Annotated in this window: 1 protein-coding gene; it reads right to left on the bottom strand. The window is 35.4% G+C overall.

Features of this window, described 5'->3' with window-relative positions; genetic code table 11:
• On the bottom strand, positions 1–1,073 hold a 1,073-nt coding region (locus GZ63_RS0115525; RefSeq protein ID WP_029271120.1), incomplete at its 3' end, for a transposase.
• Positions 1,074–1,340 lie beyond the last annotated feature (267 nt).

Raw genomic sequence — 1,340 nt, 5'->3', positions numbered from 1 at the left:
AGTGGTGTGCAATTCCTATTATTTAATACATCATCATAGTTTTGTTCACTACCATAACCTGCATCGGCAACGATGTATTTGGGTAATTCAAAATAATCTTTTTCAATCGTATTTAAAAATGGAATAAAGGTGCGTGTATCTGTCGGATTAGGAAAGATATCGTACGCTAACGCATATTGTCCTTCTGTCGCAATTTGTAAGTTGTATCCAGCTTTTAATTGGCCATTTCTCATATAATCGTCTTTCATACGCATGAATGTGGCGTCATGATCTGTTTTCGAATAACTATTTCTATCTTTAAATATCTCCATATCTCGCTGATACTTTTGTTTCCGAACAAGAAAATCTCCATAATGTTTTCGATATTTCTTCGGTTCTTTGCGCTCCGAGCGCAACTGTTTCCGTTCGCTTACCACATCAGAATCGTCAATCTTTTTCGTATATGTATCGATAGTATCATCTAGTTTTTCGACGATGGTTTCTATTTCCTTCACCGAAAGTTCTTCTTCATTTTCACGCTCAATCACTGGAATAATTTCTTTCTCCAACAACTCATCGTACATGGTGTTAGACTTTTCAATCAGGTTCGAACTATATCTTTCAACAGATTTACGCCAAACAAATGTAAATTTATTCGCATTAGCTTCTATTTTTGTACCGTCAATAAAAATGGCTTCCGCATCGATTTCCTTGTCTTGAACCAGTTTAGAACGGAATTGCACAAAACATTGACGTAATAATTCCTCAACCAAAGGATTTGTGCGAAATCGATTGATTGTACGGTAAGTTGGTTCATATCCTTGTGCAAGCCACATCATACGAACACTATCTTTTAATAATGCTTCAATTTTCCGTCCGGAAAATACAGACTGCGTATAGGCACACAAGATAATTTTCATCATCATGCGTGGATGGTAAGCAGGACATCCTGTATTACGCACGAACTCCTCAAAGGACTTTTCTGGTATACTTTCAATCAAATCATTTACAGCAAAGGCAATATCGTTTTTGTCTAATTTCATTTCAAAATCTAATGGCAAAATTACCTGATTCATAGTATAATGTTTAAACATAAGAGCACCTCCGGTAGTAATTGTTTCGTCACTTTTATTTTACCAGAAGGTGCTCTTTTTGTTTACTAATTATTCGCAGAATAATCAATTATTTTAAATCTAGAGCAAAAAAGGAACCCAGTATCGACTGCATTCCTTTTTTGTTATTTAGCTGAGTTTTGTCCCAGCCTCATTTTTATTCATTCACTTTATGCCTTGCCCTCCAATTCTTTGAATAGTCGTCTTGCGACTGATGGAAAAATTGTTCATAAGGTGTGATATCAATGA

The organism is Virgibacillus alimentarius (assembly GCF_000709085.1).
GTDB lineage: Bacteria > Bacillota > Bacilli > Bacillales > Amphibacillaceae > Virgibacillus_B > Virgibacillus_B alimentarius.
Note: the sequence above shows the minus strand (reverse complement) of the source record. Positions and strands in the feature narration are given on the sequence as shown.